This window comes from Lewinella sp. LCG006 (assembly GCF_040784935.1).
GTDB lineage: Bacteria > Bacteroidota > Bacteroidia > Chitinophagales > Saprospiraceae > Lewinella.
Genome location: NZ_CP160680.1, coordinates 6087605 through 6113300, shown reverse-complemented (window position 1 = coordinate 6113300; position 25696 = coordinate 6087605). Strand labels below are relative to the sequence as shown.

General features: G+C 45.8%; 19 protein-coding genes. 17 read left to right on the top strand and 2 right to left on the bottom strand.

What is annotated here, in order from left to right:
• Positions 1-17 precede the first annotated feature (17 nt).
• A complete protein-coding gene (locus AB0L18_RS22140) occupies positions 18-1892 on the top strand; it encodes a phytanoyl-CoA dioxygenase family protein (protein WP_367389508.1) in 1875 nt (624 codons plus the stop codon).
• Positions 1889-3007: a hypothetical protein gene (locus AB0L18_RS22135; protein ID WP_367389507.1), complete on the top strand. Its 1119-nt coding sequence runs from the start codon at positions 1889-1891 to the stop codon at positions 3005-3007. Before AB0L18_RS22140 ends, AB0L18_RS22135 begins: the two co-directional genes overlap by 4 nt.
• A 346-nt stretch (positions 3008-3353) precedes the next feature.
• Here the strand turns inward: AB0L18_RS22135 and AB0L18_RS22130 are convergent, their stop codons facing one another.
• Positions 3354-4316, bottom strand: coding sequence for a phytanoyl-CoA dioxygenase family protein (locus AB0L18_RS22130; RefSeq protein WP_367389506.1), 963 nt, complete (start codon positions 4314-4316; stop codon positions 3354-3356).
• A 282-nt stretch (positions 4317-4598) separates the two neighbouring features.
• Between AB0L18_RS22130 and AB0L18_RS22125 the strand changes: the two genes are divergently transcribed.
• From AB0L18_RS22125 to AB0L18_RS22105, 5 genes are all read left to right on the top strand, one after another.
• Positions 4599-5336 carry a 2OG-Fe(II) oxygenase gene (locus tag AB0L18_RS22125; protein WP_367389505.1) on the top strand — a complete coding sequence of 246 codons (738 nt, stop codon included), beginning with the start codon at positions 4599-4601 and terminating at the stop codon, positions 5334-5336.
• 28 nt (positions 5337-5364) lie between these two features.
• Positions 5365-6174, top strand: coding sequence for an ABC transporter permease (locus AB0L18_RS22120; RefSeq protein WP_367389504.1), 810 nt, complete (start codon positions 5365-5367; stop codon positions 6172-6174).
• 19 nt (positions 6175-6193) lie between these two features.
• Complete coding sequence (locus AB0L18_RS22115; protein ID WP_367389503.1) at positions 6194-7060, top strand: phytanoyl-CoA dioxygenase family protein; 867 nt, start codon at positions 6194-6196, stop codon at positions 7058-7060.
• Between the two features lie 214 nt (positions 7061-7274).
• Positions 7275-8234, top strand: coding sequence for a cyclopropane-fatty-acyl-phospholipid synthase family protein (locus tag AB0L18_RS22110; protein WP_367389502.1), 960 nt, complete (start codon positions 7275-7277; stop codon positions 8232-8234).
• 77 nt (positions 8235-8311) lie between these two features.
• A complete protein-coding gene (locus tag AB0L18_RS22105; protein ID WP_367389501.1) occupies positions 8312-9538 on the top strand; it encodes an ABC transporter ATP-binding protein in 1227 nt (408 codons plus the stop codon).
• A gap of 38 nt (positions 9539-9576) precedes the next feature.
• Here AB0L18_RS22105 and AB0L18_RS22100 read toward each other — a convergent pair whose 3' ends face one another.
• Positions 9577-10416: a phytanoyl-CoA dioxygenase family protein gene (locus tag AB0L18_RS22100; RefSeq protein WP_367389500.1), complete on the bottom strand. Its 840-nt coding sequence runs from the start codon at positions 10414-10416 to the stop codon at positions 9577-9579.
• Positions 10417-10705: 289 nt separating this feature from the next.
• Between AB0L18_RS22100 and AB0L18_RS22095 the strand changes: the two genes are divergently transcribed.
• The 10 genes from AB0L18_RS22095 (at position 10706) to AB0L18_RS22050 (ending at position 25568) form a co-directional block, all read left to right on the top strand.
• Positions 10706-12145 (top strand): MBOAT family protein, encoded by a 1440-nt coding sequence (locus AB0L18_RS22095; RefSeq protein WP_367389499.1) that lies wholly within the window; start codon positions 10706-10708, stop codon positions 12143-12145.
• Positions 12145-13161: a hypothetical protein gene (locus AB0L18_RS22090; RefSeq protein ID WP_367389498.1), complete on the top strand. Its 1017-nt coding sequence runs from the start codon at positions 12145-12147 to the stop codon at positions 13159-13161. The genes AB0L18_RS22095 and AB0L18_RS22090 overlap by 1 nt, the downstream gene beginning before the upstream one ends.
• A gap of 43 nt (positions 13162-13204) precedes the next feature.
• Positions 13205-15520 (top strand): glycosyltransferase, encoded by a 2316-nt coding sequence (locus tag AB0L18_RS22085; RefSeq protein ID WP_367389497.1) that lies wholly within the window; start codon positions 13205-13207, stop codon positions 15518-15520.
• A complete protein-coding gene (locus AB0L18_RS22080; RefSeq protein ID WP_367389496.1) occupies positions 15517-16431 on the top strand; it encodes a hypothetical protein in 915 nt (304 codons plus the stop codon). The genes AB0L18_RS22085 and AB0L18_RS22080 overlap by 4 nt, the downstream gene beginning before the upstream one ends.
• Positions 16432-16477: 46 nt before the next feature.
• On the top strand, positions 16478-18391 hold the full coding sequence (locus AB0L18_RS22075; protein ID WP_367389495.1) for a hypothetical protein: 1914 nt from the start codon (positions 16478-16480) through the stop codon (positions 18389-18391).
• Positions 18392-18394: 3 nt separating this feature from the next.
• The gene (gene rffA, locus AB0L18_RS22070) at positions 18395-19522 is read left to right on the top strand and encodes a dTDP-4-amino-4,6-dideoxygalactose transaminase (protein WP_367389494.1); all 1128 of its coding nucleotides are present in this window, start codon (positions 18395-18397) and stop codon (positions 19520-19522) included.
• Entirely contained in the window at positions 19512-20570 is a 1059-nt protein-coding gene (locus AB0L18_RS22065) for a hypothetical protein (RefSeq protein WP_367389493.1), read from the top strand. The genes rffA and AB0L18_RS22065 overlap by 11 nt, the downstream gene beginning before the upstream one ends.
• Entirely contained in the window at positions 20561-21610 is a 1050-nt protein-coding gene (locus AB0L18_RS22060; protein WP_367389492.1) for a hypothetical protein, read from the top strand. The genes AB0L18_RS22065 and AB0L18_RS22060 overlap by 10 nt, the downstream gene beginning before the upstream one ends.
• A 5-nt stretch (positions 21611-21615) precedes the next feature.
• On the top strand, positions 21616-22722 hold the full coding sequence (locus AB0L18_RS22055) for a nucleotide sugar dehydrogenase (RefSeq protein WP_367389491.1): 1107 nt from the start codon (positions 21616-21618) through the stop codon (positions 22720-22722).
• A 146-nt stretch (positions 22723-22868) separates the two neighbouring features.
• Positions 22869-25568 carry a tetratricopeptide repeat protein gene (locus tag AB0L18_RS22050; protein WP_367389490.1) on the top strand — a complete coding sequence of 900 codons (2700 nt, stop codon included), beginning with the start codon at positions 22869-22871 and terminating at the stop codon, positions 25566-25568.
• Positions 25569-25696: the final 128 nt, after the last annotated feature.

The following is a 25696-nucleotide window of genomic DNA, read 5'->3' as shown; positions in this document are numbered from 1 at the left end:
AAAATAAAAGTACTGTTATGTTTACGCTCCCCAAGATGAGGAAAGTATTTAAAGACGAAGCTCTGCAAGCCAGTTTTGAGGAGCATGGCTACGTAGTCGTACCTTATTATAATGAAGCGGAGATTGCCGAGTTGAAACAACTTTACCAGGAGCTGCACCCGGTGGATGAGCAAGGCTTTTTCCCCAGTACTTTTTCGAAAGATAAGCACTATCGCCAAACGGCAGATAGCGAAATTCGCCGTATTGGTGGACGCAGGATGGAAAAATTCCTCACCGATCATCAGGTCGTTTGCGGGAGCTTCATCGTCAAATCACCGGGGCCAGAAAGTGTGATGCAGGTTCATCAGGATATGACTTTGGTGGACGAATCGGAGTTTACGGGCATCAATATCTGGTGTCCTCTAATAGATTTGACCGAAACGAACGGCGTGCTGTATGTGCTCAAGGGCAGCCATCGCCTCGTTCCTACCTACCGCGGTTCGACCATTCCAGGGGTTTATGACGATGTGCAGGAAGAGATCATCGATTTCATGGAGCCCTTGTTCCTGAAGGCCGGTGAGGCCGTTATTTTTGACCAAAGCATCATTCATTATTCGCCGCCGAACCTGTCGGAGGAGGTTCGGATTGTGACGAACACCTATTTTACCCACCAGGAAGCACGTTTTCAAACGGCTTACTGTGACCCAAAGAACCATCCTGGGCAAGTAGAACTCTTCGCACAGGATGATAACTTCATGACGAATTTTGAGCAATTTGGGGAGAATATCTACGATCGACCCAAGATTGGTCGAAGCCTTGGTTGGGTAGACTATGACTTCCCTAAGCTAACGCTGGCGGATTTGGAGCGTACTTACGGGAAGCTCCAAAAGCGAGAAAAGCCCGTAGAACGCAAGGTGCCCGCCATTTTCAAAGATCCGGAGCAGCAGGCATTATTCGACCGTCAAGGCTATATCACGCTGCCCTTTTTGTCCAAGGAACAGATCGAGCAACTGGATCAATATTTTGATGAAACACACCGCCAGCTTCCCGCCAGCGGCTTCGTTTCCGATAGCTATTCCGGCGACTTTGAGCTAAAGAAAAAGGCCAGTGATAAAATTGTAGCGGTATTTCAGCAGAGTTACGATCGGTTTTTTCAAAACTACACGCCTTTTGGAGGATCGTACCTCTACAAAATACCTTCGGAAGATAGTGACCTGGTGCTTCATCAGGACTGGACCATTGTGGATGAAGAGCAGCACATTGCCCTTAATGTGTGGGTTCCACTTTGTGATATACATGCAGAAAATGGGCCCTTGATGGTGTTACCTGGAAGTCATTATCCTTCCTTTCCCGTCTTGCGCGCACCTACATTACCATTTTTCTTTACGGGCAACGAGGAGGTGGTTATGAAGCACCTGATCCCGCTGTACGTCAAAGCTGGCGAGGCGGTGGTGCTCAACCAGAGCCTGATTCATTATTCCCCTCCAAACCGTTCAGACCATATCCGCAAAGCGATCACCGCCGGGGTGAAGACCCAGGGGGCTCCCATGATTTTCCACTATTACGACCAGGAAAAAGGCGCACCCGAATTGGAAGCCTTTGCCCAGGAAGATGATTTCCTGATTCGCTTTGAGAATTTTTTCGAAGACATTTTTCAACGGCCGAAGATGGGGACTTCACTGGGAACCAAAGCCTATCGCTTACCGCAACCGGAGCCTGCTGTTTTAGAAAAAACGGTTCTAAGAATGCTGGTAAAAGCAGGACACGCTACCGAGATTGTGGGACCTGAACTTGATGAGCTGCCTCAGGAAAGTCAAAAACAAGCAGCAACCGACGAACGATCCTTTTGGGAAACGTATACACTCGGCAATATCCTGAGAGAAATCAAGCACCGCTTATTTTACAACTCATGAAGTACCTGTTAACAAAAATCCCTGTCCAGCTAAAGATCTTTATCGTTCTTTTTTTAATCCTTGAATTGGGCTTAAGAATAGCAGGAAACAAGCCGGGAACCTTGGACAGTTCTCTTTATCCTGTTGATACGTTCATCTACCATCCCCGTTTTAAAGCAGATCCAGGGGGCACCGGGATAACCATCTACGACAAAGACGGAGGGAATTTGCCGGACGGCTTTTTGATCAATGAGCAAGGTTTTCGCAGCCCCTTTAATTTTGATTCCTTAACCTTAGATTCCCTGGGCCGAGGACAGGGAAAAAAGGTGGTACTGATGGTAGGGGATTCTTACACGGAGGGTTGTTGCGCGGAACCTGTCAGTCAATCTTTTCCGGATTTATTACTGGCTGATGATGATTTCCTTCTTCTGAATTTTGGGGTAGGTGGGATGGATTTGCTTCAATATAAATTGGTGCTCGATAAATATGTCCGGGAAATCCAACCTGATTTAGTTGTCGTTAATTTTTATTTAGGCAATGATATTTATTTGTTCGAAAGACCGGTTACCCCTAATATTCCGCTGATCTACACGATTGATAATTTTTCGTGGTTAAATTCAACCGGCCCAAGTTACTTTATGGGAGCTTATCCCAAACCTTATTTGGAATCCCCTCAGGAGGCCTATGATTTTTATCTGAACAACTTTACCCTATGGGGGCAACACGCAACTACCTTCGAAAAAATCATCAGGCCAACGATATCCTTATCCCGGATTTATTTGGGGATGAGGAAAAAAATAGGCCATATCAAAGAAAGGAAAAACAAATCTGATGCAAAACCCAATATTACTTTAACAAATACCCTGTTGAGAGCAATGAAGGAGACGACGGAATCCAACGGCGCTGCTTTCATCGTCCTGGGTATACCCTCTCCTGAAGACGTCATTAGGCAGCTGGATATGGAAGAAGCTTATGGCACTCATTTTGCTGGAACGGCTTACTTCTTCCCTGATTTGGCACCATTTTCACGAGATGATTATGATGGTGTAGAGACGCGCAATCATTTTACTAATTCCGGGCACCGAAAGTTTTATCAATTTGCGAAGCAGGTACTGCGGGAGCGCCTGAGAGATTAGACTTGTTCAGGGGCTGTTTCAAAAGCATCGGTTGGGACACATTTTTGTGAATGGTTTTGACCTCAGAGAGGTCATATATTGGAAGAACTGTGTTTATTGGAGTTAAAGCGACCTCGGATGAGCCCGCCTGGCTAGTCGGACAGGGTCGAATATCAATCCACATTGGCTGACGGGACAGAAAGAATCAAAACTGGGGGCGACATTTCCTAATATGCGACCCTGTCCGGCAAGCCTTGGCCAGACGGGCTCATCCGAGGTCGTTTCATCGCTCACTTATCTTTATTCTACCAATATTTCACCTCTCCGAGGTGTTTCTATTAAACTTTGGCCTGACAAATTGGACACCCTACCCCAGTGGTTCTCCGATCAAATTGCAATCGCCCATTTCTTGTGTGATAAAGTCCTGTTTTTTGATGCCATTTTCGGCACATAATCGCTCAAATACTTCGGCGCTCATTGGAGGGTATTCATCTGCAACGAACCCAATAGAACGCCCTACGCTAGGTCGTACATGGCAGTCGATCAGGAAGTTGGGATAGCGCAAGAGAAAATCATCGTCATGTTCGATCAGTTCTATTTTCGCATTCTCTGTAACTGCATCTTTGTAACAAGTCATAATGGACGCTTCTTTGGGGAAAACACCCGCCATGACTACCACTCGGTTTTTACCCGAGGTATTGGGCAGTGAATTGTGGAGAATACGATTGTCAAAGATGACTGCTTCGCCCGCCTTAACAGGCATCGGTTTGAGGTAAGCCCTTACCGTATCGGCGATATCCTGATACGGTGGGGGAAAGGAAATCCCTCGGTAGGGCGAAAACCAGTGATGGCTTTTAGGGATGACACACATGGCCCCGTTAGTCTCATCCACATCTTCGAGCGGAATCCAGAACGAAAGCGTAGAGTACTTGGTTTCGTCTAGTCCGGTGGTATCCTGGTGCAGGTAGAATTCACTTTTCGGACCGGAAGCTTTAATGATAAAGGAGTTGAGTACCGTTCGGTAATCCGTCAGCCATTGATCAAGCGTAGGTTGTAGGATGGCCTGAATGGCCTTGTGAATACGCTGGCGGTAGTCAAAATCCCGCGAGTAAACGCTGTAGAACATCCCTCCGTCGCGGTCGGTAATCTGGTGTTCAGCTTGGTAGAGTGCCCTTAATTCCTTTAATTGGACCTCGTTTAGAAAAGGGCGGATGGCGATCCCCTCTTCGTGGAGAACAGATCGTAAACCTGCATCCTTGAGGACGGTGTGTGGGATGGGGCGCCAAGTCGCTTTTGCTGAAGTTTTTCGAAAGAGATTAAGAATATTCATGGAGGAATATAGGTAATTTTGCTAACAAAACATTTCTTCACAAGATGAATCTGTTTTCAGCTCATCTTACCGGTAATTTTAGTAATTAAATCAATGTTCCAAAAAGTAATCAACTTTTTTAAGCCTTCGCGGCCTCATTTTTCTTTTATACAGGTAGAAAAAGAGGAAATGCCAGCTCTGTATCCGAATGCTATCCAGAAGCTCTTCTCAAAAGAATTTGACGGGTTTCTAGTCAAGAATTTCTTGTCAAAAAGTGAACTTGACCTGGTTCTAAATAATCTTATGTTGGTATTAGAAGAAAAAGCAACTCCTTTACTCAATCGAACCGGGGATTCTTATCCGATCACGATGCCGTCCCTTTCAAAAGAGTTGGAAAATTCGGATGCTAAAGGCAAGGAAGAAAAATTAGCGAAATATTATCACTTGGTCAATGATTACCATCAGATTTTTCCTAGCCGATTTGGGGTAGATCTTTTTGCCAAGATTAGTGCTTTCTTCCTTCTAATCGAACCTGCTTTGCCGATCACTAGAATCAATGAGCCGGATCGTTCCAATAACTATCCGTTTGGCTCTTTTCGCCGACTTTACAAAGAGGTCGGAGGTTTTGATCTCCACTGTGGCAATGACCTGCAAAGACAATTTGAACTTTTTTACCGTGAGCTATCTCATCAGGTAGAGATCAAAAATCAGGTGAGTTACTTTATTGTACTGCAGCAGGCAGAAGAAGGAGGAGAGCTCACCACCTACAGCTTACCTTGGGAAGAAGGACAAATAAAAATGGGCCCTAATGAAGTAGGCGAGGATTGTTTGAAGTTGCCCGACGGAAGTATCATCAATTTGCACACTGATCGTCGTGTAGGATCAGAAAGTGTTAATCCTCAACCAGGAGATTTAATTCTCTTCCAGGGAGGTCAGTTGTGGCACAGAGTTGAAATCGTAAAAGGAAATCAGGATCGAATTACCTTTGGAGGCTTTCTGGGTAGCAGTAAAGCATCAGAGGAAATTATTCTCTGGACTTAGTCTTCTCTTTTTGCAAAAGCCACACACTTTGAAAAAAATCACATCCAGCCAGCTAAGTTGGGCAGACTACTGCTCTCGAATTTGGTCCTATCGTCATTTTCTCCTGACTTTAGCCCTAAGGGATGTCAAGGCTAAATACGCACAAACGGTACTCGGAATGCTTTGGGTAATCATCCAACCGCTTACCGGACTGGCTATTTTTACCTTGTTTTTTCAGGAGCTTATCCCACTGGATACTGGTAATATTCCTTATCCTGTTTTTGCTTTCACAGGAATCGTTGCCTGGTATTATTTTGCGTTCATCGTGACCGCTGCTGGTAATGCTTTGACGGAGGGGCAGGAGCTGATCAAGAAGATTTATTTCCCCAAAATCATTCTGCTTTTGGCCAAGGTGTTGGTTGGTTTTGTTGACTTTGGTATCACTTTTTTACTTTTGATATTGACTTTAGTGGCTACCGGGCACCCCATAATGTGGACGATGCTACTTGTCCCCGTTTTTTTATTTTTAAATATCCTAAGCGGCTTAGCAATCGCTTTGTGGTTAAGTGCATTAACTTTCAGGTACCGCGACTTTTACCATATCATACCTTATCTGGTTAACTTCGGCATCTGGCTCACGCCGGTTTTCTATCCCGGGACGATTATTCCCGAAGCCTACAACTGGGCGCTCTTCATCAATCCGCTGGCCTTCGTAATAGCGGGCTTCCGCTGGGCTTTGTTGGGAGATGTATTACCCAGTATGTATTACCTGGTTTCGCTGATTCCGGTTTTGTTTCTATTCTTCACGGGCTTGCTTTATTTCATCCGGGTAGAACGAAAGATCGTAGACTTTTTATAACCAATAATCAACGGATAGTGTGAAAATATTAATTGAAGACCAGCTGGATGACCAACTCTTAGAGAACGGCTACGTGATCGTTCCTTTTTTGGAAATGACCCAGGTGGAGCATTTACGGACCCTTTTCGAGAGCCTTCATCCAGATCCTGTCCAGGGATTTTATGCTTCCGCTCACGTGCCTGACCCCGGTTTTCGGAATCACATCAGTGATGAACTTCGTAAGATAATTGGCCCTTTGGTGGAGCAGCACTTTACGGACGGCCTGGCCCTTGGGGGAACATTCATTGCCAAAGCTGCTGGTGATGATGGTGTCCTGCAGCCGCACCAGGATTGGAATATTGTGGACGAAGAACAGCATCGGTCATTTAACACTTGGATACCATTGGTCGACGTGGCCAAAGAAAACGGTGCCGTGGAAATCCTGCCGGGAAGCCACCGTAAGCTGCCGACATTCCGGGGCGCAAACCTACCCAACGCGTTTGACGAAGTGCGACCTCTCGTGTGGTCTGCGATGGAAGTACTGGAGATGAAAGCGGGGCAAGCATTGATCTACGATCATCGCCTGGTACATGGTTCCGGCCCTAATCAATCAGAGGCTTTGCGCCTGGCGGTCGTGTTTGGTGTTATTCACCGGCAAGCCCCCATGCGGTATTATTACCAGCAGGATGGAAAAATCAACGAATATGCTTGTTCCCCTGCCTTTTATCTGGAGGGCAACCCTGGTGCCGGGCCCGCCGATCTGGAATTGTTGCGCCAACTGGAGGTGCAAACTCCCGTTTTGGATGCGCCTACTTTTCGGTCTTCATTTCTGGGAGAGGTGCCAAAACGGAATTGGTGGAGCCAGCTGCGGTCTTTTCTAAGCTGGACTTTCGACGAAAGTCCGTAGTTGGATGCGGGCTGCTTCGCGCCCTTGAAGTAGAAGGTAGAGGGGGAGCGAAGAATTAGTCAATTATTTCCAACATTAAGGAGAAAAGCCGATGTTGGGTAATTAAAGATCAGTTTCTACTAGCGTGTTCCTATCTTTCTACCCTTTACTCAAAATCCCTCTACGACCTTCGGCGAATACCGAAAGTCCAGACCAATATTTAATACCCGGTTTTATGCTTATAGTTTATAGTTTGCTGGGACTCTCCATACTGCTCAATGGCTTTTTCTGGAGGCAATGGCGAAAAAAGGATCAATCTTTTGCCATCAGGAATAACCAGACTCCCAGCCGTCCGGAGCAGGTAGGTGATTTTTATGATAAGTACAACGATAAGTTCCTGAAAACCTACGGAGAGGTCATCCAGGCTTTCCGAACGACCGATGTGACGAAACTGCTGGACTATCAAATTGAGGCGATCGGCCTGGAAAAAGGCCAACGAGTGCTGGATGCCGGTTGTGGCGTATGTGGCCCTGCCATCTACTTCGCTCAGCAAGCGGAGGTGGAGGTAGAAGCCGTGACGGTTTCAGAAGAACAAGTGCAGCAGGCGCAGCAACGAATTCAAGCTGCTGGTCTAGCTGAAAAAGTACGGGTGCAAAAGGGCGATTACCACCAGCTGAAAAACTATTTTCCAGCAGATCATTTCGACGCGGTCTATTTCCTGGAATCCTTCGGGCATTCTTACGATCATGCGCTCGCTATTGCTTCGACCTGGGAGGTTTTAAAGCCCGGTGGCGTGTTGTACTTGAAAGATCTGTTCCGAAAAATTGCCGTTTTGCCAGAACACGAAGCAAAAATAGATCATGAAATCGGCCGGATCAATACCGCCTATCGCTACAATATCGCCGATCTTTATCAAGTGTTGCACGCCCTTCGTAAACAGGGGTTTATCATCTCTCAGATGAAGACCATCGACCTCAAGTTGGAAGATTTCGAGAACCTGACGATTTCCAACGATTTTCAGGAATTAACGGGTATTGCCGTCATTGAAAATTGGGAAGAATACGTTTTTCCCGTTGACTTTTTCGAGATCAAGTGCTTCAAGCCCTGGTACGATATTGGTTTGGGCAATAGCCGCTACTTTTTGCAGAATTTGTACCACATGAAAATATGGGGTAGAGAACAAGGAGAACTTTAATCGTCATGGAGGAAAAGACAAGTCCCCCCGTTCTAGAGGTAAAGCAGCTTTCAAAGCTTTATCACAAGGACCAACGAATGCACGACTCCATTCGGGAGGAAGTCATGGAAGGGGTCAAGAGCCTTTTTCGGCGGCGAAAAATAACAGCCGGAGCGGATCAGTTCTGGGCTTTAAAGGAAGTGAGCTTTCAATTAGAAAAAGGGGATGTGCTGGGCATTATTGGCCCTAACGGTGCGGGCAAAAGCACCCTACTGAAGATATTAAGCGAAGTGACGGCCCCGACGAGCGGTGAAATCATCTATCAAGGTGAATTAACGCCCATCCTGGAAATTGGTACGGGCTTCCATCCCGACCTGAGTGGTCGCGAGAATATTTTCCTGAACGGTGCAGTGCTAGGCATGAGCAAGCAAGAAATTCAAGCACGCTTGCCAGATATTCTGGCGTTCAGCGGAGTAGAAGACTTTATCGATTCTCCCGTTAAGCATTATTCGAGTGGCATGTTTCTTCGCCTCGCTTTTTCTATAGCCTTCCACGCTGATATTGATATTTTGGTCCTTGATGAGGTGCTAGCGGTAGGCGATGCGGCCTTCCAACGCAAAAGCTTTGATCGGATCAGAGAACTGGCCACTGCTGGGGCCACTATTATACTTGCGAGCCATACCAATCGGCAAATCATTGAATTGTGCAATAAATGCCTTTGGTTGGAAAAAGGGAAGCTTAAAGCGTTTGGTGAGACAAAAGCCATTTTGGAGGATTACCTGGAGGAAGTACTGGATGGGCAAATGGAACAAAATGAGTTGACCAATTTGAAGGAAGGAAATAACCAAAAATGGCCTGAACCTCCTAATGTTACGAGTAATGATGACTTTAGCTTATTGAATTTGTCGGTAGCTGCCAAGGGTAAGACTCCTGAAGCTCCCATCTACACCTGTGACGAAATAGGCATCGCCATTGGTATACAAAAAGACCTTGAAGATACTAGCATGGAAGTTGGCATCCGCTTGCTAAATGCCGAAGGTGCTCAACTGATATTAGACTCGTACGCATTACGTGTTGATTATCAAATAAAAAAAACAGAAACAGGTCGCTATCAGGTACGGGCAAGTATTCCCGGCAATATCTTGAATCAAGGCTTGTACACGCTCAGTGTATTTTGTGGCGCAAATGGCAAGCTGAAGCACGAATGGCCCTATTTATTGAAGTTTCGAATTCACCTGAACCCAAGAGAAGTAGGTCGGGGGTGGGAAAGTTCTGCGTTATTTAAAGTTCCGTTAGATTGGGAGGTTGCTGATCTTGAGGAGTAAATGCTGGACTGTATGCTATTTTTACACAAGCTCTAAGTTTATTGAATCATCTCGATAATTTCCGGCACCGAAAGCTGCCGATAGTTACTGGCATCGAGCTGGCCGATTTTTCTTCCGGGCGGTGGTGCTTTGACTGAGTCTTCGCGCAGGCTGTCGTAATGGTAAATAAAATCATCTTTGGGGGATACTACTTCGATCTGATCCCCTCCAATCGCCTGAAAATGGATCTTCAAGGGTGCTTGCGCTGGAATAATAGAGGCTGCCGCAACGACGCGCGCTTGATCAGATAAATTAGGCGGTGAACCGTGAATTGTACTGTGCCGGAAAACCAGCGCTTCTCCTGCTTTCATCGGAAAATTAACCATGTAGGGGCGCAGCTCCTCCATCGCATCCATGTAATTGGGAAACAACTGCCCGGCACCTCGAATATTGGCGGTTAAGCGGTGGCTTTTTTTGATGATCCACATCGCTCCGGAATCCTCATCTACATCTTGTAGCGGTACCCAAATATTGTAAGACGGCCACTTCGTTTCATCCACCACACTCCAATCCTGGTGAATATTGAAAGTCGTTTCCTGCCCCGGATTTTTAATGATAAACACGTGGTTGAGCGATCGGAAATGCTGGAAATGCCGGGCATAAGCCTGCTCGAAAATTTGCTTAATCTTTTGTTTGATAGCTAGCTTATAAGCAAGATCAGGACACCAGGTGGTCATGTAAATATTGTCGTAAACCTTCGGGAGCTGGTCATTTGGGTGAATCTGGCGTTGGAACGCTTGCAGCTCCCTTAACGCTTCCTCGCTTAGAAAAGGAATCTTGGCGACACCATCCCTATCTAATAAAGCAGCTAATTGAGGATTTTGAAATAAATTGATCATTGCGTTGGCCTGATTTTAGAAACAGGGTATGTTTTGGAATAAGTTGGAGCAGTAGTAATAAGACTTTTCTCTATCGAGCAAAAATAACGATTTTGACGGAAGTACAGTCAGCCAATCCTATCTTTCGGGACACCGGTTCTTTTTTCTTATCGCTAGATCTGACACATGTCTATTTGGCAAGGCGTTTGGGGCTCGCCCAAACCACTTTTTTAGCTATATTTGAATACATTTTATTCCGGATTTTGTCTGAGTAGCGTAGTTTGATATTTTCGAGCCAAAACAAAATTCAGTGCTTTTCAATTCCCTCGAGTTTGCATTGTTCTTTCCAGTCGTCTTTCTCCTTTATTGGCTAGTGCTGGGTAAGAGGGTAACAGCTCAAAACTGTTTTCTACTTCTGGCCAGTTACTTCTTTTACGGGTGGTGGGACTGGCGGTTTTTGCTGCTGCTTTTTACGAGTTCGTGTGTTGATTTTATTATCGGTTGGGCACTAGGTCGCACTCCAGAACAGGGAAAAAGAAAAGTGTTGCTGGGTATCAGTGTACTGGTCAACCTTGGCATCTTAGGCTTCTTCAAGTACTACAATTTTTTCCTGGAGAGTTTTGTCGATGCCTTTTCTTTATTGGGGGGCAATTTTACGACGGAACGACTAGCGATTATCCTGCCCGTAGGATTGAGCTTTTACACCTTTCAATCCATGAGCTATTCCATTGATATCTACCGCAGGAAACTGCAACCGACCAGGAACATGATCACTTTTCTCACTTTCGTTAGCTTTTTCCCCCAGTTGGTGGCGGGACCTATTGAACGTGCCAGGCATCTTTTGCCCCAAATTGAAAAGCGCAGAACCTTTGAATACGAGCAGGCCGTAGACGGTATGAGGCAAATACTCTGGGGGCTATTCAAAAAAGTGGTCATTGCTGATGGTTGTGCCGTTTACGTGGAGATGTTGTTTGCTGATCCTGCTTCCCAGACGGGTTCTACCTTGTTGTTGGGAGGCTGTTTATTCCTCATTCAAGTTTACGGTGATTTCTCCGGCTATTCCGACATTGCGCTCGGCTGTGCCCGTCTCTTAGGGTTTCGCTTGATGCAAAACTTCGCATTTCCTTTCTTTGCCAGGGATGTAGCTGAATTTTGGCGACGCTGGAATATCTCTCTCACCACCTGGTTTCGTGACTATGTCTACATTCCTTTAGGTGGGAGTAGGGGCAGTATTTGGCGTAAGGTCAGAAATACTTTCATCGTATTTATCACTTGCGGATTCTGGCATGGGGCCAATTGGACCTTTGTCCTTTGGGGTTTCGCCCATGCTGTTTTGTTTCTGCCCTTACTTTTGCGGAAGAGGAACCGCCAATACCTGGATACCGTTGCCGCAGGCAAGCGCCTGCCGGGAGCACTTGAGCTCTGGCAGATGGTGAAGACTTTTATACTTATTGCGCTGGTAACGATTCTCTTCAGAGTAGAAACCCCATTTGATGGCTGGGTTTATTTTACCCATTTGTTTTCAAATACGCTTTTTTCCCTTCCTGATTTGGGAATGACGAACGATTTCAAAGGGCTGCTCACCTTTATGTTGCTGATCGAGTGGAATGGGAGAGAAGGGCAGCACGCCTTGGAATGTATGAAAAACCATTGGCCTAAGCTTATTCGATATCCCTTTTATTACCTCCTGCTTATTTTGATTTCCAAGTATGCCGAAAATGGGCAGACCTTCATTTATTTTCAATTTTAATGAGTATAAAGAAATTCTTACGACGGTTTTTGTTCTTAACGAGCCCAATCATCGCCATCCTCGTCTTTTTTAGCGTCGTTGATGTTTTTATGCTTTTCTATCCGGATGTGCGAACAGCGCCTTTTTCTGGTTTTCGCTTCACAGCACTAAGTCAAAATTTGTTGAGCGTCAACTTATATAATAACCAACGGGAAAGCGAAAAATACGACGCCTTCATTTTCGGGAATTCCAGGTCAAGAGCTTTTCAAGGAGAAATATGGAGTACTCACCTGAAAGATGAACGGGCCAGCTACCATTTTGGTGCTGGTGGAGCTGGTTTATACGATACGAACAAGAAAATACACTACCTGGACGAATTAGGGGATACGATTAAACATGCTTTGGTGGTCGTAGATGAAGCGTTTCTGGTCTTCAACACCAATAATGAAGCGCTTATGCAGATGACGCCGCCGCAGGTGTCAAAAGCATCGACGTTTTGCTACTATTTGAAGTTTTATCGCCTGATGCTGGATGTGGATTTTATGCGGGCCTACTTCGATTTCCTCTTCTTCAGAACCTACCGGCCGTATATGAAAGGCTTAATTATACCACCAGGATTTAAAGGGCAATTCAATTTTGTCAACGGGGATATTGTTTACCCCTCCGAGGCGCTGATCGCCGCAGATTCAAGCACTTATTACCAAGGTTTAATTGACCAGGGGGAGTTTTTTCAACGCCCGGTACAGAAGGAGGAGCAAGCCGTCACGGAGGCAGAAATAACCCAATTGATGGAAATAAAAGCAGTATTTGATCGCCATCAGACAGATTACAAAATCATTATCTCTCCCACTTATGACCAGGTACCATTGGGAGCGCATCACCTTCAATGGTTGGTCGAGATTTTTGGAGAGGCCCGGGTGTATAATTTTTCCGGTAAGCATAGTTTGTCGGAACCTATTGGTAACTTTTCGGAAAGTATCCACTATCGCCCACACGTGGGTACACAAATTCTCCAACAAATCTACAGGGAAGAATAACGACCAGGTAGTAAACACGTAAAAGCAGGAAAACTTCCTACCTTTGGCCAAATTCAGAACAATTATGCCAGGTGCTTTTCAGCAATACACCCGCCTACCCGAATGGTGGCAAGCTAAAGCCGGAAACCTGCTGGGAGTGCTCTACCTGATCATCATCATGGAGGAGATTCCTTTTCTCACTTCCATCTACTATTTGGGGCCGGCTATCCTGACCATTATCGGTATCGGAGGCTTTGGTCATTTTATTAACGACTGGCTGGATATTGATACCGATCTGCAAGTCGGCAAGCCGAATCGGGTAGGGGATCTGAGCCAGTGGCAACGGTGGGCACTGTTGGCGCTCCTATTGGCGGTCGCGCTGCTGCCCTGGTTGTTCCTTCCGCAGGATGCGAATTCATGGCTACTCTTAGGGGCGGAATTTACCCTGTTGACACTCTACGCTTTGCCGCCGGTGCGACTCAAAGAAAGGCCCTGGTTAGGTGTACTGACGGATGGTTTGTACGCTTATGCCTTACCCAGTGTTTTGGCCGCCTATACCTTTATGCTGGTCGCCGGAGCGGAGCCGAACATTCCCCTTTTGGGCGTGCTTTTTAGCTGGCAACTATTGGTAGGCGTGCACAACATCATGATCCACCAAATTGTCGATTGTGACAATGATCAACGCACCCAAACTCGTACCTTGGCCACCAGCCGCAGTGCTGGTTACGTAAGTCGTGTAATGACCTGGCTGATTTGGCCACTTGAACTCCTGGTCTTTGGTTTGCTAGTCGTCTATCTGAGCAGCAATTGGTGGAGCAGCTATTTTGTCCTGCCTTTATTGGTACTTCTCCTCAAATATGTTAGCCTCTTCCAAGTGGCCTCCCTGCGCATGTTCGGGCGTAGTACAGACGAACAAGATCATCAACTGCTAAATATTCACTACCATCAATTCTGGCCTTTTTGGCACCTGATCCTCGCGGTATTATGGATAGACCCCTGGTATCTTTTGGTGCTATTCGTTCATACCATCAGCTTGTTTTTCAACCGCCTTTTGCAATGGAGTCTGTTTTGGAAAATGGGCAGCCTGACTGTCAATTATGGCATTTACTACTATCGGCGCTTGGTATTGCGGCAGGATATACAAACGGCCCGTAGGGAATATTACGAAGATTATATTGATAGGAAAACGCGCAAAGATCGCCTGAAAAAACAAGCCTGTCAGCAAGCGGATACCTCCCAAGCATTGACCATTGCCCTTTGTAACAGGAATCAAAATAAATACACCGAAACCTTTGTCCGACAACATCTACAGCATTTGCCGTTTCATGTGGTTCCGGTATACGGCCATGATGATTATTTTCCGATAAAAACGGCCAAAGGAAAACTCCTCTACACTACGAATGCGGAGGATGGCAAATTATGGTGGAATCGGCAGGTTTTGGGACTAGGGGAGCAAGCATTGAAGGAAAAAGCACTCCAAAGTTATCTGGTCAAAGAGGGAGTACAGTTGATTCTCGCCGAGTTCGGAACCGTAGGAGCTCACGTGTTGCCGGTGGCGAAAAAGATGGACTTGCCACTGGTAGTTGTCTTCTACGGATATGATGCCTTTCATGCCCAGGTGTTAAGCGAGTTTAGGAGGAAGTACCAGGAGATGTTTGCTTATGCTGCGGCCATTATCGGCGTCTCGCAGGACATTTGCCAACAGTTGCAAAAGCTGGGGGCTCAGGCGGAAAAAGTTCACTACCTGCCCTGTGCTGTAAACCTGTCCTTGTTTTCGTACGAAGACCATAGCCGAAATCCTCCCGTCTTTCTTTCCGTCGGGCGTTTTGCAGAAACCAAAAGCCCTCATTTGACGATTTTGGCCTTTGCTCAGGTGGCTAAAGAAATACCGGAAGCGCGGTTGGTGATGGTGGGCAAAGATGGGGGAGGAGAGCTGTTCGAGGCTTGCCATATCTTAGTACGTGCCTTGGGCTTGGAAGATAAAGTTGACTTTAAAGGCATCCTCTCTCCTTGGGAAGTTTTCGAGGAGATGCAAAAAGCGCGAGTGTTTGTCCAGCATTCCCTCACTACTCCTCTGCAAGGCGATAAAGAAGGAACACCGGTAGCTATCATGGAAGCAATGGCCTGTGGTTTGCCGGTAGTAAGTACCCGTCACGGAGGCATTGCAGAAATGATCCAACACGAGGAAACGGGCCTTTTGGTAGAGGAGTATGATGTGGATGGGATGGCAAAAGCGATGCTCCGACTGATCCGCGAGCAGGAATTTGCGGCTCAACTTGCTCAGCAGGCTGCTCAATGGATCAGGAAGAACGAATTGGTGACCAACCACCATGACCGCTTGGCGGAGATTATTTTGCGCAACACGAACCAGCGCTTATGAAAAGAATTTTATTTGTAATTAGCTTAATCCTAACCCTGTTTTGGGGTTTTCCTGCTTGTGATCGGCCAGTGACAACAGAAAGGAATGATTTCGCATCGGCTGAGTGGCAAGCCGTCTTGGACAGCCTAAGTATAGAACTAGATCAGCTAGAGAACCCCATTGAAAAAACAACCGCGCTCCGGAACTACGTAGGCCGCTTGCTCGATGTAGGTCCTATTTCGGACGAGTTGGGAAAGGTGTACGATACGCTACAAATAAAAGAGCGGGATTTGCCGAACTGGTACCCCATCTTTAAAGCGAATCAGCAACCTACCCATTGCAGTGTGATCAGCCAGACTTATGTAGCGTTGTTGAGGAACTTTGGTTTTAAAGCGATTAACTATTCCTATGGCTTGGAAGCCCCTTTTAGCCATACAGTAGTGGTGGTTGCGCTTCCGCAAGCAGACAGTTTGCTATACATCGTTCAAGACCCCACCTTAGCCACTTTGTATACCCAGCTGTCTGGAGAACCGCTGGATATCAGGAGCTTATGGGCGGATATCGAAGAAGGGAATATGGAGCAGGTCGGTATTACTACCGACACTGTTGCAACCTGGGCCGTCGTACCGCCAGGATCACTAGCATCCGTGTTGAAAAAGGATTTTCTACAAGATTCCTGCCGCCGGTTAATAGAAAAAATATTGAAAGATAATGATGGTCAAGCCTCCTTGACAAACCTTCCTTTTCTTCGACATTATACCTCCTGGAGGAATCCTTGTGATAATTACGAAGATCGTTTTGTCAAAGCACTGCAGCAAGCGGGCTACCACGGAGATTTACGGTATGCGATGATGATTAAGCCTTCTTTTTGGGGAGAGGATAAAAACCTGGCTCAACAATTAGAGGCTTATTTTCAAGCTGTAAAGAACTAAGGGACGGAGAAAAAATAAATAGGTTTATTTCCGTCAAACTACTAATATGAAGCAAGAAATAAAAGAAAAGCAAAATAAGGAGCCGGGCGGGAGCGAAAACCTCCGATTTGCATTTTTTTGGGTACTGTTAACTTTCTTGGGGGGGAGTAGTATTTTCCTTTATTTCTTGACGAATACACTCAGTGTCCTTGCCCCCGTGGTCAAGCTGATGGAGATGTGGAAGTACGGATTTCTGGCAAGTTTCACTGAACTACAGTTTGACTATCCGCGCTATTATTTCCTGGCCTGGCTGCTAACGAAAGGGCTGGTGATCATGCTATTTGTTTTCCTGGTTTATAAAAGTAAACAATTCTATAAGCACCGGCAGAAAAGTCAAAGACGAAGGCTGAAAATACCATTTTGGCCTAGCTATGCACCCCATGATGCTTTCTACCGCAATTTCCGGATGCACCTGACAAATTTACTGGTCCTTCTTTTGGTATTACTCTTATTTTATGGCTTGGGGCAGATCAGTGTAACGCTTGCTCCCGAAAGCTGGCATCTCTTTCAGGTATGTCTGGCTAGGTGGTACGTAATGATTATCTATTTGTATCTTTTTACGCTCGTATTGAACCAAAGGACACAGGTAAAACAAACGATCGCCAACTTTTTGCTTGAACCCTCCAGTGCTAAGTCCTTGGCGGTATATCGCTTTCTCTTTTTTACTTATCTGGCCTTGGTCTACTATGGAATAGGGCCTTTCTTTAATCAATGGATGCAGGCTAATCAGGTCTCAGGTCTGCCACTTTGGGGTGGAATAGCTCGTGTATTCGGATACATCGTGCCCCATTATGAACTGATTTATTATCTGGGAATAGGCTGTTCCTTGCTGCTAGCAGTTGGTTTTTTTACGCGTTATTTACTAATTGTCAATGCTTTACTGTGCTTCTTGATTGTGGCTACGCCTAATTTTTTTGGAAAACTGTGGCACAACCAGATTTTTATCTGGATATCCTGGCTGTTTGTCGCCAGTCGGTGCTACGATGTCTGGTCAGTGGATGCCTGGTGGGCGCGTCGGCGAGGCCGCATCTTTGAGCCATCTGTTCGCAGTGCTTATTCCATCCCTATTCGCTGGATCTGGGCGCATCTGGGGATTATCTATTTTTTTGCGGGTATTTTTAAATTGTGGAACAGTGGATTTGATTGGGCACTTAGTGCGTCCATGATCAATCAAATTCAAACGGAATGGGTACAACACTACGATACTATTCCTACGCTCCGGATTGATCATTATCCAATCTTGGTGAAACTGGGTGGGCTATGCCTGATCCTCTTTGAAATTCTTTTTGTGTTTTTACTACTTAAACCAGCTACCCGGATTTTTGCGTTTCTGGGAGGATTGAGCTTTCACAACCTGTCTGCCTACTTTATGTACATTGGTTTTTACAATTTGCAACATTGTTATATTTTTCTTTTTCATAATGTCAAGAGCGCAATGTCGGCCCCAGCGCCCCAGAACGTTGCCTGGGATAACCTGAAATGGAAGCAGGCACCCACTGTTTTTAAAATCGGACTAGTGGTTTTTTCTTTGAACTTTTTGTGTGGCTTTTTCAGTATTCATAGCTATCCGTTTTCTTCTTATCCAACTTACTCGGAGTTGGTATCTGATGAAATAGATCTTATTCATTTTGTAGGTTTCGACGATCAGGGCAAAGAAATAGAGGTATTGGAAGAAGCTCAAAAGGCTCATTTTCGCCGGGAAGATTGTACCATTTTTGAAACGCAAATCATTGAAGCTTGGGAAAGCAATAGTGAACTGGAACGATTGGTTGAAAGCTACTGGCAACTCTGGTGCAGTAACGTTCCGGCCTTGACCAAAATCACCCATTTGAAAGTATATTACCATCGTACACCGGTTCAGCCGGAACGTCGCCAAGAGTACATCATCAACGAATTGATCTACGAAAACCGCCTGCGCTAAGGGATGAAACAGAGTAACGAACATATTCCTTTTAATCGGCCATTGGAACTGAAACCCAGGCCAGATTTTGCCTTGGAGGCCAATGAATGGTCGCAAAGTAGCGCGACTTGTGAGACTGTGCTGACTGCGGCTAACAAGCAGGCTTTCCTGACGCCTTCCTGTACCGCCAGCCTGGAAATGGCGGCACTCGTCTGTGGTTTGCAGCCGGGAGACGAGGTCATCTTGCCTTCATTTACGCACCCTTCTACGGCGAATGCTTTTGCCTTGCGGGGCTGTCGGCTGTGTTTTGTGGACATTGACCCCGCGACCATGAACATTGATCCACAGCAAATAGCCGCAGCACTGAGCGAAAGGACCAAAGCAGTGGTCATCACCCATTATGCCGGCATAGCTTGCGATTTGGATGCCATCCAAAACTTACTCCAAGGGACCAATATCAGTCTCATTGAAGACGCAGCCCATTGCATCGGAGCGCAATTCAGAGGGCAACCTCTGGGCACCTTCGGACGCATGGGTGCCCTGAGTTTTCACCACACCAAAAACATTCACTGTGGTGAAGGAGGAGCAATTTGGATCAACCACCTGGGCGATGTGTCAAAGGCACAGATCATCCGCGAAAAAGGTACCAACCGAACGGCCTTCTCGCGCGGAGATGTTGATTTCTACCATTGGGTCGAACTGGGGTCAAGCTTTACGCTCAGTCCGCTTTGTGCAGCCTATTTGTTACCACAACTGGAACAACTTCAGGTTATTAACCAGCATCGGGTCGGCGTGTGGCAAGCGTATTACGCGCAATTGACACCATTGGTCAATCAATTTGAAATAAGCCTGCCCCAGGTACCACTACACTGTGAGCACAACGGGCATATTTTTTATCTACTTTGCCGTACCAACAAAGAACGCTCGGCTTTGCAAGCCTTTCTGAGAGAGAAAGGTATCGAGACGGCTTTTCATTATCTGCCCTTGCACAGCGCTCCAGCCGGCCGCCGTTATGGGGAATTGAGGGGAGCTGACAACTATTCCACGGATTGCAGTGAACGACTTTTACGCCTTCCCCTTTATTACGACCTAAGTCGCAATGAAATCGAGCGTGTCGTTGCATCCATAAATACTTTTTACCATGCCAAATAGTGATAAAGCTCCCTACTTGTCAGTCGTTGTTACCGGGCGTAATGATAATTATGGAGGTGATTTTCTACAACGCTTGCAACACTTTGTGGATCGCCTCAGCTATCTGGTAGAAAAGGAGCAATTGCCAACGGAGTTGGTTTTGGTCAACTACAACCCAATCGCAGAAAACACGAGTCTGGAAACTTCGATTACGTGGCCTGAAAATCGATCGTACTTACACATACGGATAATCAATGTTCCTTCAGAGGTTCACAAAAGCTTGGTTGATCAAACGATTCGGAAGACGGTGCCGCTTTTTGAATTTATTGCCAAAAATATCGGTGTTCGTCGGGCGCGGGGCGAGTTCATCCTGTGTACCAATGCAGATATTTTGTTTTCGGATAAATTGTTCCATTACCTCGCCCAAAAGGCACTGCAAAAAGGCTGCCTGTACCGCGCAAACCGGCTGGACTTTGTAGCGCCGGATGTAAAGATGGAGGTAGCTAGCCCTGGCTTTGAAGAGGGACTGGAGCCCCACATCTTCAAGTTTTTTTTGCAAGGAGGTACCTTTAACTTGAGACGCCCCAAAGCACTCGCAACCCGACTGTCAATTTTGCATGCTTACAACCGTTTTCGGAAGACCTATTACGGATTGTTAACAAATAAAATACTAGCTACGCTGCTCTTTTTCTTTCCGAAAATTAAAAGCGAAGAGTTTTTTTTAATGGAGTACCACTGCAATGCCAGCGGTGATATGGCCTTGTTGGATCGGGACTCCTGGCAGCAAATGACGGGTTATCCGGAAGCAACCTGGATATCTACGCATACGGATTCCCTTCATGTCGTTAGTGCAGTAGCTAGAGGCTTTCGCCTGGAGGTCATCCCTCATCCTATTTATCATCAGGAACATCATCGTCGGTTCGATTTCAGCGCACATAACCCGGATATGGATCGCATGTACGAGTTGTTATTGTCTCAAATACAAAAAATGTTGACAAGGGGAGAGGTCATGGAAAACCAACCCCACTGGGGATTAGCTCACCACACATTTTCGGAAGTATGCCTGTAAGCGAAAGCCCCCCCTATCTGTCCATCGTAGCCACGACCAGGAACGACGACCACGGAAAACACATGCGCCAGCGGATGACCTTGTTTGTCAGAGGTCTTCTGTACCAAACTCGTCGGATTCAACAAGAGGTGGAATTGATCCTGGTCGAATGGAACCCTATTGCTGGTCGGCCATTTTTGGCAGAAATCTTACCTCGGCCGGAAAAAGAAGACTACCTCACCATCCGCTACATACGTGTTCCGCCTGGGATTCATCATACTTTCGGGAATGCGGACAAGATTCCGCTCTTTCAAATGATCGCCAAGAATGTAGGCATTCGTCGCGCGAAGGGTAGATTTGTGCTATGCACCAATGTAGATCTTTTATTTTCAAGCCCGCTTTTCGATTTTTTAGCAGGCATGTATTTGTTCGAAGGATCCTATTATCGTTGCAATCGCTGTGATATTCCCAGCGAGATTAATTACGATTCTTCCCTACCTGACTTGTTGGATTACGGGAGAAATAATATATTGAATCGGCTGGGATTGTATCATTTAGAGGATATGGTGATACCTAAGACTAATGCTGGTGAGCGTAGTAATAAGTTCAAGTTGCTTTTGAAAAGCGCCATAAACTATTTATGGCCAGTGTTTTACCAGAAACGAATCGTGCGGGTAGAGCAAGTAGATACCGTTGCTTGCGGAGATTTTACCTTAATGAGTAAGCAGGATTGGTTGAAGATTGGTGGCTACCTGGAATTAGGCGCTTATTCTATTCATATTGATAGTTTGGCCTTGTACGCAGCCGTGTCTGAAAACATTAAACAGGTCGTTTTACCGCCTTCCTTTTGTACCTACCACGTATCCCACGAAGACGGTTGGGAACAGGGTGATCCTTTCCGAAAATTAATAAAGGACATTGAGCGACCCATGCTGCAGTGGGATACCGTCTATCGCATTGGAGAAATCCTGATTAAAGGCGAGCAAAAACTACAATTGAATCCCCCGAATTGGGGGCTGGCCGATCACCAATTGGAAGAAGTTATCCAGTATCCAGAATAAACGACATGGAAAAGATTGCTGTTTTAGGCATTGGTAAACTAGGGATTTGTATGGCCCTCCATCTGGATCAAGCGGGTTATGCGGTACTGGGCGTTGACCTTGACCCTTCTTACGTAGATCAGGTCAATCAGCGGAGTTTAGCCAGTTCCGAGCCGGGGGTAGAAGAGGCTCTCCAAGAAGCAAAAACACTACGTGCAACCACCGATATTCGGCAGTTGATTCAGGAAGATATTGACGTGCTTTTCATCCTGGTCGCGACGCCCTCTACCCCGGAGGGTGGCTATGACCACAGTCAAATAGAAAGGGTTACACATGGTCTCATCCAGTTGGGGCCAGCCACTCGTACAAGACACCTGGTCATCGGTTGCACAACCATGCCGGGCTACTGTGACCAGTTGGCAGAAAAGATGAGCCCTTTCAACTATACGGTGAGTTACAATCCCGAGTTTATCGCGCAAGGGCGCATCATGTACGACCTGGTGCATCCGGACCAGGTATTGATTGGGGAGGCGAATACCAAAATAGGGGAGCGTTTGGAGAAGTTGTACGGCCAGCTCTGCCGCAATCAGCCCCAGGTGCACCGTATGGATCGCAAGAGCGCGGAGATCACCAAATTAGCGACGAACTGCTTTTTAACCACCAAAATTTCGTTCGCCAACTCAATTGGTGATTTGGCCACCAAGGCCGGTGCCGACCCCGACAAAATTTTAGCCGCCATCGGTAGCGACTCGCGCATTGGCACAAAATACTTAAACTATGGCTTTGGCTTCGGAGGGCCTTGTTTTCCGCGTGATAATCGGGCACTCGGGGTTTTCGCTGAAGAGACGGATTACGAACTACTCATTGGGCAAGCCACCGATGAGGTCAATCGTCGGCATCTTGATTTTCAGCTTCAGCAGTGGCTGCGTCAATATGCGGAAGAGGAATCGATTGTGTTTGAGAGTGTCACTTACAAACCAGATTCGATCTTACTGGTTGAATCCCAGCAACTAGCGCTTGCTGTGGCGCTTGCCCGATCCGGCAGGAAGGTGGTGGTGCGGGAAAGAAAAGTCATTGTTGAACAACTGGAAACGCAATATCCTGGCTTGTTTCAATTGGAAGTACGACGCTAATCACATCTATTTCATATTTGATTTCCGAATTATTATTGTCATCGTATATTCATGGTTTTATTTGTGAGTTGATACATTAATTACCTAGGGTTGTGAGCAAATCAAGAGGAAAAACAGCTGCCAGTTGGAACAATAAAGGGATGTGGATGATCACTTTTCTGCTATTGGTTTTGTCCTGGGTTTTTTATGGCAACACCCTCTATAATGATTACAACTTAGATGATACACTGGTTACCCAAAACCACCCTTTAACGAGTCAGGGAGTAGCTGCGATACCCCGGATATTTAAGAGCCCGTATTATTTTGATGAAGCGGGATATGCTTTTGATTATCGCCCGGTCGTAAGCAGTAGTTTTGCGATAGAGCACAGTTTATTTGGTGAACAAGCCTTGGTAAGCCATACGATCAATGTGCTTCTTTACGGTCTCACGGCAGTCCTTTTGTTTTTCTTATTGCGACTTTTTATGCCAGAAAGAGGGAACCGTAAATTGTGGTTTCCTGGTATTGTAAGCCTATTGTTTTTGATCCATCCTATTCATTCTGAAGTGGTCAACAGCATCAAGAACCGGGATGAGTTGCTCGCTCTTTTATTCGGTTTGCTGGCCAGTTATTTAGTGGTTTATGGAAAAGACCAGCAGCGTAGCTGGGCGTGGTATGCATTAGGGGTAGGTGTTTTTACCCTTGGGTTGTTGGCAAAATTAAGCGGTTTGCTGTTTGCGATAATGATTCCGCTAAGTCTGATTCTTTTTCGGAAAACCAACTGGAAAGAAGTTGCCTTACTTTCTCTCCCCTTGACCGTAGTAAGCTTGGTGCTATTACCTACGCTAACTCCTTTTACAATGGTACTCGCTGGGGCCGGTATTTTTTTCGCCCCCTTAGCTGTTCTTTTTGTTCAACATCTCCAGCCTTTTTTGAGTAAAGATCAAAACGGAAAACTGAGTTTAGGGGATAAGGAGAAGCACTACACTACGCTTCATTTTTTGTTTTTGGTGCTAATGGCGCTTAGTGTGATATGGTGGTTAATGTTTCCATTTGATCCTGATGCGATGATTTCACTGTGGGTGACCATGGGTGTAAGTGTAGTGATCTTTTCGAAAAAAGAAGGCATTAAATGGGTGTTACTAGGGGTTCATGTAGTATTAGCCATACTGATTGTCAAAAATGGATATTATTACCTGCTAATACTTGGTAGTTTATACGGTCTGTTTTTCTTATTTTCCAGGGAAGCTCAGCCTAAGAAAATGTGGTGGACTTATGGCTGCTGGTTAATTCTCATTGGGGTTTATTTCGCGCGGGTAGGGTACGCGGAGAGATTAATTATCCCTCTCTTTGCTGCTCTGCTGTTGTGGCTGGGAACCTCCCAAAGAATAAACAATGCGGGGAATTGGGCGATAGCTGGGTGTGTGATATTGGCCATTGTTTTAGGCTTTAGCCAAGATTATAAATCTGCAGTCTTATTCTTAATAAGTGCCGGTTTTTTAGGACTATATCATCGTCCGAATTTGAAAGCCCGGGCATTTCCCCTTTCTGCGGGGTTGATTGTTGCTGTCGGATTGGTACGGCTTCTCTCCGTGCAGTCAGTGCCAGCCGTAACAATGGTAGACCAGGGGCTGACCGTTGAAGCAATGCAAACGCCAGAAAAAATAGATGATCGCGTGGGACGGGCACTAGAGTTTTCTGAAAATCCACTGCCTTACCTAGATCAGAACAAGCGTCTGGCGACTTCGCTAAATATAACGAAGCAATACCTGCAATTGCTGACCTGGCCAACACCTTTGCGATTTTACTATGGGTATAATATGATTCCGATTGCCGATGAGGCGGACGGAAAACCCTGGATCGCTGTGCTCCTTTTGCTGAGTATAGGACTGTTGGTTTTTTTCGCGATCCCGCGAGACCCTTGGATTGTATGGGGTGGGATTTTGTTACTATTTAGTCTTGCCCTGTTCTCGAATTATATCATTCCTTTACCAGGTATCGTGGGTGAACGTTTTATATACATTGGTTCACTAGGTTTTGTACTGGTTGTCGTACGACTTTTTGAATGGGGTATAGGGAAATGGAAGCTGACCGAAGTGATTAATTTGCAGCGCTTAATTGCCGTATTGCTATTGCTTTTAGTGATTGGTGCAGGGGGCTATGTTGTTCAGCGGAATCGCCATTGGAAAGATGCTTTGACTTTATTCAAGCATGATATTACTTATCTGACTCAATCCGCAAAAGCGAACCAGTTGTTGGCCTCAGAGCTGCTTAAAAAAGTTTCGCAAACCAGTGATGTCCAGCAACAAAACCGGTTGTTAGACGAGGCTGCTACTTATTGGAAAGCTTGTGTAACTATCTATCCTGATTTTCCTTACGCTTATTTTGATTTGGGCACGACGCTCATGAAGTTAGGACAATACGAAGAAGCACAATTAGCCACGGAAAAGTCGGCAGCTATTGATCTGTATAACCCACAGGTGAACTTTCAATTAGGAATGATCCATGAATTGAAAGGAGAGTGGGATTTGGCGATTGCTGCATACCGGGCAGCGATTGCTGATGAGCCAGATCTACAGGAAGCATATTTGAACCTATCCACATTGTTTTTTAAAAGGGGAAATATAGAGGAAGGACTAGAGGTGTCTTTCTTAGCATTAGAGCGATGGCCTAATGCTGTCGATTTATTGACCAATATAGGGAATGTGTATGCTGGAAATAATGATTACACCGAAGCGGCTATTTATTTTATTCAGGCTTTGCAGCAATCTTCAAACGATAGAGTCCTCATCCAAAAGATCATCTATTGTTACCAACAAATAAACCGACCTGACTTGGCTGAGCCCTACCTTCGGATGCTGCAATAAACCCAAAAATTACGCTGAATATGTTAATCTTGACTCTTCAGCAGGAAGGGATTACACTAATTAGCAGATATTTAACTACCTTTACTAGGTATTTGTTTTTATTAATAATCCCAATGCTGATTTACAAT

Excerpts from the sequence above, each read along its gene's own strand:
- AB0L18_RS22065 (WP_367389493.1), top strand. The coding sequence starts at position 19,512 with ATGCCAAATAGTGATAAAGCTCCCTACTTGTCAGTCGTTGTTACCGGG.
- AB0L18_RS22135 (WP_367389507.1), top strand. The coding sequence starts at position 1,889 with ATGAAGTACCTGTTAACAAAAATCCCTGTCCAGCTAAAGATCTTTATC.
- AB0L18_RS22060 (WP_367389492.1), top strand. The coding sequence starts at position 20,561 with ATGCCTGTAAGCGAAAGCCCCCCCTATCTGTCCATCGTAGCCACGACC.
- AB0L18_RS22125 (WP_367389505.1), top strand. The coding sequence starts at position 4,599 with ATGTTGGTATTAGAAGAAAAAGCAACTCCTTTACTCAATCGAACCGGG.
- AB0L18_RS22050 (WP_367389490.1), top strand. The coding sequence starts at position 22,869 with ATGATCACTTTTCTGCTATTGGTTTTGTCCTGGGTTTTTTATGGCAAC.
- AB0L18_RS22100 (WP_367389500.1), bottom strand. The coding sequence starts at position 10,416 with ATGATCAATTTATTTCAAAATCCTCAATTAGCTGCTTTATTAGATAGG.
- AB0L18_RS22140 (WP_367389508.1), top strand. The coding sequence starts at position 18 with ATGTTTACGCTCCCCAAGATGAGGAAAGTATTTAAAGACGAAGCTCTG.
- rffA (WP_367389494.1), top strand. The coding sequence starts at position 18,395 with ATGAAACAGAGTAACGAACATATTCCTTTTAATCGGCCATTGGAACTG.
- AB0L18_RS22055 (WP_367389491.1), top strand. The coding sequence starts at position 21,616 with ATGGAAAAGATTGCTGTTTTAGGCATTGGTAAACTAGGGATTTGTATG.
- AB0L18_RS22110 (WP_367389502.1), top strand. The coding sequence starts at position 7,275 with ATGCTTATAGTTTATAGTTTGCTGGGACTCTCCATACTGCTCAATGGC.
- AB0L18_RS22105 (WP_367389501.1), top strand. The coding sequence starts at position 8,312 with ATGCACGACTCCATTCGGGAGGAAGTCATGGAAGGGGTCAAGAGCCTT.
- AB0L18_RS22080 (WP_367389496.1), top strand. The coding sequence starts at position 15,517 with ATGAAAAGAATTTTATTTGTAATTAGCTTAATCCTAACCCTGTTTTGG.
- AB0L18_RS22090 (WP_367389498.1), top strand. The coding sequence starts at position 12,145 with ATGAGTATAAAGAAATTCTTACGACGGTTTTTGTTCTTAACGAGCCCA.
- AB0L18_RS22130 (WP_367389506.1), bottom strand. The coding sequence starts at position 4,316 with ATGAATATTCTTAATCTCTTTCGAAAAACTTCAGCAAAAGCGACTTGG.
- AB0L18_RS22075 (WP_367389495.1), top strand. The coding sequence starts at position 16,478 with ATGAAGCAAGAAATAAAAGAAAAGCAAAATAAGGAGCCGGGCGGGAGC.